Origin of the sequence: Sphingopyxis sp. (assembly GCF_050725615.1) — a bacterium.
Classification (GTDB): domain Bacteria; phylum Pseudomonadota; class Alphaproteobacteria; order Sphingomonadales; family Sphingomonadaceae; genus Sphingopyxis.
The window spans coordinates 1-8619 of sequence record NZ_JBOHHU010000129.1 but is presented as its reverse complement, the minus strand read 5'-3'; the positions used below and the strand labels follow the sequence as shown (position 1 = coordinate 8619).

The window sequence follows — 8619 nt, the reverse complement described above, 5'->3', positions numbered from 1 at the left end:
CGTATCGCCGGTTTGCGATGCGGCGCGGCGCCCGTTCGATTGCCTATTCGGACTGCGACGGAAGCTGGCGGATGCTGGGAAGCACCCAGCTCTTGTCGAACAAGGCCGGTTTCGGGCCGTAGAAGCGGAACATTGCAAACCAGCGCTTGCCCGGAACCAGTGATATCCGGTTGTCCTTGCCGCGCGGGGACGCCTTTGCCGAAAAGCGGATGTCGACCGATCCGTCCTTGTTCACCCGCAGGCCCGGCTCGTTGCTGTCGATCCCGACCACCGGGACATCGCGCAGGAAACCGCTCGTTTCGAGGTCATAGACATCGACCGACCAGAATTGTCCCGCCGGGACCTTCGCCGGAATGTGGAGCCCATAGTCCCTGTCGCCGGCCAGCCATGCGTCCGCCGGATCCTTGGCCTGGGTGACATAGAAGGTGGCGGCGCCCAGCCGCTTCGGTGACGCATAGGCCTTGAAATAGAACCACGCGCGCTCGTCGATGCGCAGGGCGTCGCCCAGTTCGAAGGTAAAGCCGCCCTTGGCGAGCGGCAGCAGGTCGGCCGAGGTCGACCATTGCTCGCCCGGCCACCAGGCGGTTCGGCTGACCTGACCGTCGACCATCAACTCGCCGCGTATCTGCGCAGCCGCCTTCGCCAGCGCCGCGCGCTGTTCGGGCGATGGCGCAAAGGCGCGTCCGGCCTCGATGCCGATCGTCCGCAGCATCCCCCGCATCACCATGTCGCGGGGCGCCGGCGGCTCTTCGGAGAGCATCTTCGCGACCCGGTCGAAGAAACTATCGTCCATGCGGGCGATACCGTCGAACAGCTTGTCCGACATGTCGATATAGCGTTGCGGCGGCGGAGCCGCTGCGGCCGAGAGCGGGTAGAGGCGAATTTGGCGCGCCAGCGCGTTGGCGGTGGCGGCTTCGCGCGGGTCGCTCGATACCGGGGTCAGGCGGATCAGGAAATAACCATTGTAGGTCGCCATCGCGAGCTCGCGCATGCCTTGCGGCACCGGGCCGGCATAGCCCGGCGGGGTGAGCAGGAAGGCGCCGCCCTTGCCCTCGTCGATCCCGGCCAGTCCGAAATCCTCGACCGGGATTTGCCAGGCGTCCTGGAGGTTGCCGTAGACGCTCAGCTTGCCCGACGGCGGCATGGCGAAGACAACCGGGCCACCGCGCAGGTTGATGTTCGCATAAACATAGTGCGACGTCGAATTGGCGGTCGTGGTCTGGTTCTTCCAGTCGGACGGCCGCGACCAGTAGAGGATGTCGTTATATTGCGCCCCGGCATCGCGGAAATAGGCGTCGCGCATCGCATCGAAGCTGGCGAGCGGCATTCCCCAGACCGCCGCTTCGGCGGCGCGGCGCTCGAAGGCGGGCGTAACCGGGCTGGCTGACGCCGACGCCGTGGCGGGCTGGGCCGGGCTTGCGGCCGGGAGGCCGGCGAGGCTGAGCGCGAGCGCGAGGCAACTGGCTTTGCGGTGGATCATGGTTGAACCTTTCCTCTGTGTCTTCTGCTACGATCGGCGGGTGCGGTCGATCGGCATTGTTGCCGCGCCAGAAAGTCCAGGCAGACCGCCGCCGTGCGAAACGGCCGCTCGACCATCGGTACATGTCCGGCATTTTCGATGATCGCGAGTTCGGCGCCGGGGATTGCGTCGTGCTGCGTCGTGGCGGCCGCGACATGGAGCAGATTGTCCGAATCCCCCCATAGGACGAGCGTCGGAACGCGGACGTCGCCGAGCCTGTCGTTGAGCGGACTTTCGATCGCGTTCCTCGCGATCTGCGCGAAAATTTCGTTGTGCAGCTTCTCGCGTCTGGCGAGCTGGAGCAGGAGGAGCTGGCGGAATATCAGGGGAATATAAGGTGGATCGTGCAGGATGATCCCAAGAAGAAAGTCGATGTCGTCGAGGCTTTTGACCTGCATCGGATTGGCGCCGTCGAGGATCGCCTGCTGCGTGTCGGTCATCCGGTCGCCATTCACGCCGGCGTTGTTCATCAGCAGGAGCGAGCGGACGCGGCGCGGACTGTCGAGCGCGATCGTCAGCGCGATGAAGCCGCCCATGCTGTTGCCGCCGAGATGGCAGGTGTCGATGCCCAGCGCGTCGAGAAAGCTTTCCAGCCGCCGCGCCTGTTCGGCTATGGCGTAGCCGCCCTGAGCTACAGGGCCGCTGTCTCCGAAGCCGGGAAGGTCGGGGCAGATCACCCGGTAGCGCTGCGCCAGCAACATGCTGAAAAAGGCCCAATTATCCTTGTCGCCTGCGAAGCCGTGGAGCATGACCAGCGGCTCGGCGTCGCGGGGCCCCGCCTCGCTCCAGCACCAGCGTATCCCGTCGATGACCTTGGAATAGGTTCCGATCCCGGCGAGCCCGCGTGCCGCGAGGCGCGCCACCGACAGGAAAGCCGTAACGGGCGTCGCTGCCGCACCGAGCAGCGGCATCATGGGCGGGCGGCCTTGCGCGAGCGGGCTTTCGGTGCCGTCCTTTTCGCAGCGAGCGCGGAAAGCGCCTCGAACGACCGGGTAAAGGCGTCTTTCAGCGCGGCGATATCGGGCAACATGACGCGTTCGGAGGTGATGCTGAAATTGATGCTGCCATTGTAGCTGAGCACCGAGATAAAGAGGCCGAGCTTGTTCGCGAGCGGCCCCATCGCAAATTGCCCGGCGAGGCGGGCGCCGTTCATATAGAGCGGAATTTGCGGCCCCGGGACGTTCGAGATCAGCAGATTGGCCTGAAGCGGAGCCATGCTGGGCGACGCCATCAGCCGCGCGACGCCGGCGAGGGTTGCGCCCGGTATATGCTTCGACAGGTCGGTCATAATCCGGGCGCTAAGGCCCGTCTTGGCTTCCTTCGCATTCGCCGTGTAGCCACGGATGGCCCGCAGCCGCTCGACGGGATCGGCGATATTGCTGAAGAGCGGCAATGTCATCGCCGACAGATTATTGCCGTGCGACACGGTGTCCGATTTCGATGCGCGTGCATTGATCGGCGCGATGGCGACGAGGCTTTGTTCGGGCAGTTCGCCATGCGAGAGCAGATAGTCGCGCAGCGCGCCGCCGCAGATCGCCAGCACGACATCGTTGATCGTCGCTCCGTCGATCAGCTTACGGATGGCGCTCACCTCCGCCAGCGGAAAGCTGACCGCGTCGAACATCTTGTGCGGCGACACCGGCGCGTTGAACCGGGTGACGGGAATGCCCTGGAATGACGCGCTGTCGGGATTGGCAAGGCGCTCTTGCAGCGCGCCGGCCATTTTGGGCAGGGCTTCGAGCGAGGCGTTGAGCAAGTTGATCGGCGCCGCCATCGCCGCGACGATCGCGCGCTGGATCAGTTCCTCGGCCTTGGGCGCCTTTTCCACCTTCGCCGGGGTTTCGGGCAGGGGAATCGCGGCCGTGCCTTTGGCGTCGGAATCGCTCAGCGCTGCGAACATCAGCGCGCCGGCGGTGCCGTCGATGGCGCTATGATGGACGCGGTGGAGCAGCGCATAGCTGCCCGATGGCAGGCCGGGGATGCGATCGAGCCCCTCGATGACATAGATGTCCCAGAGCGGCCGCCCCATGTCCATCGGCCGGCTGAAATGACGCGCGACCTGGATGCAGAGCTGGCGCCAGTCGCCGGGTTCGGGCAGGCGCGCGTGGCTGATATGCGCTTCGAGGTCGAAATGCTCGTCTTCGACCCAATAGGGGTGGTCGAGATCGAAGGGCAGGCGGAGAAGCTTGCGACGAAAAACCGGCGAGGTGTGCATCCGGCGCTCGACGTGCTGGACGATGTCGCGGAACCGCACCTTGCCGCCGGGCGCGGTCGAGGGGTCATAGATATAGATCCCCATGATATGCGTATGCGTGTCGCCCGACTGGAAATAGACGAACTGTGCATCCTGGGCACTAAGCTGCTGGACCATGGCATATCTCCCTTTGACCGCCGCATGATGTCATCGCAGCGCCGGGAGGCGGAGCCACCCCCTCCCGAAGGGTGGCAGCGTCACGCGGGGCGGAAGAGGTCGGGCGTCGAGTCGAGATGGAAACCCTGGAAGCGCGGCGAATTGCCATGCGGCTCGAGCTTCAGGTGGCGCCGCGCGTTCGGGCCGCCGCCATCGACGCGCAGGCAGGTTCCGGTGATGAAGGCGGCGCCGGGGGAAAGCAGGAAATTGATCGCGGCGGCGACTTCGGACACCGTCCCTACGCGCTGCATCGGGATGTTGCTGGCGGATTCGCGAATGAAATTGACCGCTTCGCCGTCATAATTGTCGAAACCGCTCGACATGATCATGCCGGCGGCGAGGCTGTTGACGCGGACGCCCGACGACGCCCATTCGGCCGCCGCCGTCTGGGTCAGCGAATACATGCCCGATCGGGCCGCCGCCGAATGGGCGAAATTCGGGGTTCCCATCCACATGTCGATGATCATGTTGACGATCGCGCCGCCGTTCGCGCCCATCCACTGGTTATAGACCTCGCGCATCATAATGAAGCCGCCGGTGAGGTTGTTGCGGACGACCGCTTCGAAACCCTTGGTCGAGATGTCTTTCAGCGGCGAGAAAAATTGCCCGCCGGCATTGTTCACCAGTCCGTCGATGCGCCCCTGATCGGACAGCACCGCCGCGACCGCGTCGGCGACCATGGCTTCGTCGCGAATGTCGCAGACCTGGCTGGAGACCTTGCCGCCATCGGCGCGAATCTCGGCCTCGACCGCCGCGAGCTTCTCGGGCTTGCGGCCCATGATCACCACATGCGCGCCGAGCGACGCCAGTTCATGCGCGATGCCGCGGCCGATCCCGCTGCCGCCGCCGGTGACGATCGTGACCTGGCCGTCGAACAGGCCGGGACGGAAAATGGAATCATAGGGCATGGCGGTTCCTCGAAAGGGGTGTCAGTTGCCGCTCTTGCGCGCGTTGAATGCGGCCAGCGCTTCGTCGAGGGCGCCACCTGCCGCGCGGCGAAGTTGGGCGCGCTCCTCGAGTTCATAGGATATTTCGACCGACGGGCTCTGTAGCGCGAGGTCGAGATTGCGCTTGGTCAGGCGGAGCGCGTCCTGCGAATATTGCGCGATCCGGTTCGCCATGGCGCGCCCTTCGGCGAGCAACGCGTCCTTCGGCACGACATGCGAGACCAGCCCCGCCGTCAGCGCGCGATCGGCGGGCAGGCGCGCCGAGGTGAAGGCCATCTCGCGCGCCAGCGACAGGCCCACGGTCCGTTGCAGGCGCCAGGCGACGCCGAGTTCGGTTCCCGACAGCCCGAGATTGATGAAGGCGGTGGTGAAGAAGGCATCGTCGCTCGCGATGATGATGTCCGCCGCGAGAGCAAAGATCAGGCCCGCGCCGGCGATCGATCCGTTGCCCAGCATGACGATCGGCTGCGGGCAGGCGCGCATGTCACGCAGGATGTCGGCCAAGCCCCAGTCGCCGAGCAGCAGTTCGTCGAGGATCGGATCGTCGCCATGCGCGCCGACAAGGTCGAGCCCGACGCAAAAATGGTCGCCCGCGCCGTGCAGGATGATCGCCTTGCACTCGCGATCGCGGCGGCAGGCGGCGAAGAAAGCCGCGAGCGCGTCGAGCATGTCTTGCGTGACCGCATTCCGGCGATGCGGCCGATTGAGCATGACGGTGGCAACGGGGCCATCGCGCGTCACCAGCAGCACGTCGTCCGGTTCTTGAGGGGTCATTCGGGCACGCCTTCGATCTTGGGGATATGCCGGCAGCCTATGCTCCTGTGTGGCCGGCCCTACCCCTCCTGTGGAGGGGGGCGGGCAGTACCGGCACGCGCGCGGCGCTGCCTTGCGGTCAACGGGTGAAGGGCGGCGCGTTCAAAAAGCCCACCGGCAAAGCGATGCCGCGCTCGTGCCCGAAATGCGCGATCGCCGCGCCTAGTCTTGCAGCGCCTGGTCCGCTGCTCGGCGCTGGGCGGCGCATTCGTTGGCGAAGAAATCGAGCAGCGCGCGCACCGATGGAAGCAGCCCGCGGCGCGACGGGAAGACGGCGTGCACGACGGCGGCGGGGGGGCGCCAGTCGGGCAGCACATGGATCAGGCGTCCGGCCTTGATATCCGGCCAGATCAGCAGCGTCGGCAGTTGCACCACCCCCAGGCCTTCGATCGCCGCCGCGCGCAGCGTCGCCATGTCGTCGGTGACAATGCGCGGCTTGTGCCCGATGTTCGCCCGCTGCCCGTCCGGGCCGACGAGTTCCCAATGATAGTCCGGGCGCGGCGGACCCATGTCGAGGCTGGCGAGGCCGTTGAGGTCGGCGGGCGACGCCACCGCGCGCTCCAGCAGCGCCGGGCTCGCGACCAGGCATTGCCGGCTGTCGTCGAGCTTTCGCATGACGAGGCCGGTATCGTCGAGCGGGGGGAAGCGGACCCGGATCGCCAGATCGAACCCTTCGGCGATCACGTCGACCGGGCGATTGAAGCTCTTGAGATAGATTTCGACCGCCGGATTGTCTTTGACGAACCGCGCGATGAGGCTGCTGAACTGGAATTGCAGCAAGCCGACCGGGCACGCCATGCGGATCACGCCGCGCGGTTCGGCCCGCAACTCGGCGATCGCCTGTTCGGCGGCGTCGGCCTCGACCAGCATCGCGGTGCAATGGCGGTAATATTCATGCCCGACCTCGGTGACCGAGAAACGCCGCGACGACCGGTTGAGCAGCCGCACGCCGAGCCGGTCCTCGAGGTTCCGGATGCGCCGGCTGAGCTTTGATTTCTGCAATCCGATCGCGCGCGCGGCCGGCGCAAAGCCATGATGGTCGACGACCTGCACAAAATAATAAAGGTCGTTGAGGTCCTGCATCGTCCTGTTGATAGGACGTTGCGTCCGAAATCGCAATCTTTCGGCATCAGCGTCGCGGAGGCATGTTCACCTCAAGTCCGGAGCGACCCACGGAGAGTCGCTTCGCCAGGAGATGAACGATGAGCAACACGATCAGCAAAACCATCAACAAGACCATTTTGGGCCGGTATGGCAATGACAACGGCCACTGGGTGGGGGACGGCTTTCCCGTCCGCTCGCTCTTTTCCTATAATTCGCTCGGCCAGCACATCAGCCCCTTCCTGCTGTTCGATTATGCGGGGCCGCATTATTTCAGCCCCACCACCGAACGGCGCGGGGTCGGCCAGCATCCGCATCGCGGCTTCGAGACAGTCACCATCGTCTATGACGGGGAGGTCGAGCACAAGGATTCGACCGGCAACGGCGGCGTGATCGGTCCGGGCGATGTCCAGTGGATGACCGCTGCGGGCGGCATCCTGCACGAGGAATATCACTCGCCGGCCTTCGCCAAGACCGGCGGGCCGTTCAAGATGGTGCAGCTGTGGGTCAATCTGCCCGCGAAGGACAAGATGGCCCCCGGCGGCTATCAGGGCATCACCAGCGCCGATATTCCGGTTGTCGACCTGCCCGGCGGCGCGGGCGTGGCGCGGGTGATCGCGGGCGACTTCGACGGGACCAGGGGCCCCGCGAAGACCTTCACGCCGATCAACATGTGGGACATGCGCCTGAACCGCGATGCCGACATGACCCTGGCGCTTCCCGAGGGCCACACCGCGATGCTGGTGGTGCTCGGCGGCCATGTCACCGTCGAGAATGAGCATGCGGTCGGCGAGGCCGAAATGCTGATGCTCGGGCGCGAAGGCAGTGCGGTTCACCTGCGCGCCGACGGCGACGCGACGCTGCTCGTGCTGACCGGCGAGCCGATCGACGAGCCGATCGTCGGTTATGGCCCGTTCGTGATGAACAGCGAAGCCGAGATCCGGCAGGCGATCGACGACTTCAACAGCGGCAAGTTCGCGCAAGCGGCCTGACGCTGCGACCCGGCTCTTCCAGACCCCTCCGAAGAGCCGGGTCCTTCTGTTTCCGGGGCGGCGCGCGTTCGGCCGATCCCGGTTTCGATAAGGGCGCAGCAGACGAAAGGAACCGACCATGACCAGCGAAGCCATCCGCGATCCGAAGAGCGACCATTTGCTCACCCCGCAAAATTCGGCCTTCATCATCATCGACTATCAGCCGATCCAGGTGTCTTCGATCCGGTCGATCGACCGCCGCGAGCTGGTCTTCAACATCGTCAACACCGCCCGGGCGGCGGTGAATTATGACCTTCCGATCGTCCATTCGACGGTGAACGTGCAAACCGGCCGCAACAAGCCGCCGATCCCCGAAATCCAGGCCGTACTCGGCCATCTTCCCACCTATGACCGGACGACGATCAACAGCTGGGAAGATGTGGAATTCCGGCGCGCGGTCGAGGAAACCGGGCGGCGCAAGCTGATTATGACGGCGCTGTGGACCGAGGCGTGCCTCGCCTTTCCCGCGCTCGACGCCCTCAAGGAAGGTTTTGAGGTCTATGTCGTCGCCGACGCGGTGGGCGGCACCTCGCTCGCCGCGCACGAAGCGGCGCTACGCCGCATCGAACAGGCGGGCGGCCAGCTGATCAGCAAGACCCAGCTCTATTGCGAACTGCAGCGCGACTGGGCGCGCGAGGCGACCGTTCCCGGCTTCATGCATGTGTTCGAAAATTGGGACGGATCGAATCCCGAAAAGGACTTCAAGGACTGAGTGTGATCGACGGCGCGCCCACCGGCGCGCCCACCGGCGCGCCGTCGCAAATATCAGGACCATGTTACCCGATGAAAGGGCGATCC

At 65.4% G+C, this 8619-nt stretch carries 8 protein-coding genes; 2 read left to right on the top strand and 6 right to left on the bottom strand.

From position 1 onward, the window contains the following. Window positions 1–43: 43 nt before the first annotated feature. The 6 genes from ACREB7_RS19830 to ACREB7_RS19805 all read right to left on the bottom strand — a co-directional run bounded on the left by ACREB7_RS19830 (window position 44) and on the right by ACREB7_RS19805 (window position 6772). A complete protein-coding gene (locus tag ACREB7_RS19830) occupies window positions 44–1480 on the bottom strand; it encodes a DUF1214 domain-containing protein (RefSeq protein WP_431593986.1) in 1437 nt (478 codons plus the stop codon). Next, window positions 1477–2433, bottom strand: a complete 957-nt coding sequence (locus ACREB7_RS19825; protein WP_431593985.1) for an alpha/beta fold hydrolase — start codon at window positions 2431–2433, stop codon at window positions 1477–1479. Before ACREB7_RS19825 ends, ACREB7_RS19830 begins: the two co-directional genes overlap by 4 nt. Next, window positions 2430–3890, bottom strand: coding sequence for a WS/DGAT/MGAT family O-acyltransferase (locus tag ACREB7_RS19820; RefSeq protein ID WP_431593984.1), 1461 nt, complete (start codon window positions 3888–3890; stop codon window positions 2430–2432). Before ACREB7_RS19820 ends, ACREB7_RS19825 begins: the two co-directional genes overlap by 4 nt. Window positions 3891–3970: 80 nt before the next feature. Beyond that, window positions 3971–4837 (bottom strand): SDR family oxidoreductase, encoded by an 867-nt coding sequence (locus ACREB7_RS19815; protein ID WP_431593983.1) that lies wholly within the window; start codon window positions 4835–4837, stop codon window positions 3971–3973. 21 nt (window positions 4838–4858) lie between these two features. Then, window positions 4859–5650: an enoyl-CoA hydratase/isomerase family protein gene (locus ACREB7_RS19810; RefSeq protein WP_431593982.1), complete on the bottom strand. Its 792-nt coding sequence runs from the start codon at window positions 5648–5650 to the stop codon at window positions 4859–4861. A 201-nt stretch (window positions 5651–5851) separates the two neighbouring features. Beyond that, window positions 5852–6772, bottom strand: coding sequence for a LysR substrate-binding domain-containing protein (locus ACREB7_RS19805; RefSeq protein ID WP_431593981.1), 921 nt, complete (start codon window positions 6770–6772; stop codon window positions 5852–5854). A gap of 119 nt (window positions 6773–6891) precedes the next feature. Between ACREB7_RS19805 and ACREB7_RS19800 the strand changes: the two genes are divergently transcribed. Beyond that, window positions 6892–7782, top strand: coding sequence for a pirin family protein (locus ACREB7_RS19800; protein ID WP_431593980.1), 891 nt, complete (start codon window positions 6892–6894; stop codon window positions 7780–7782). 118 nt (window positions 7783–7900) lie between these two features. Continuing rightward, window positions 7901–8533 carry a hydrolase gene (locus ACREB7_RS19795; protein ID WP_431593979.1) on the top strand — a complete coding sequence of 211 codons (633 nt, stop codon included), beginning with the start codon at window positions 7901–7903 and terminating at the stop codon, window positions 8531–8533. Window positions 8534–8619: the final 86 nt, after the last annotated feature.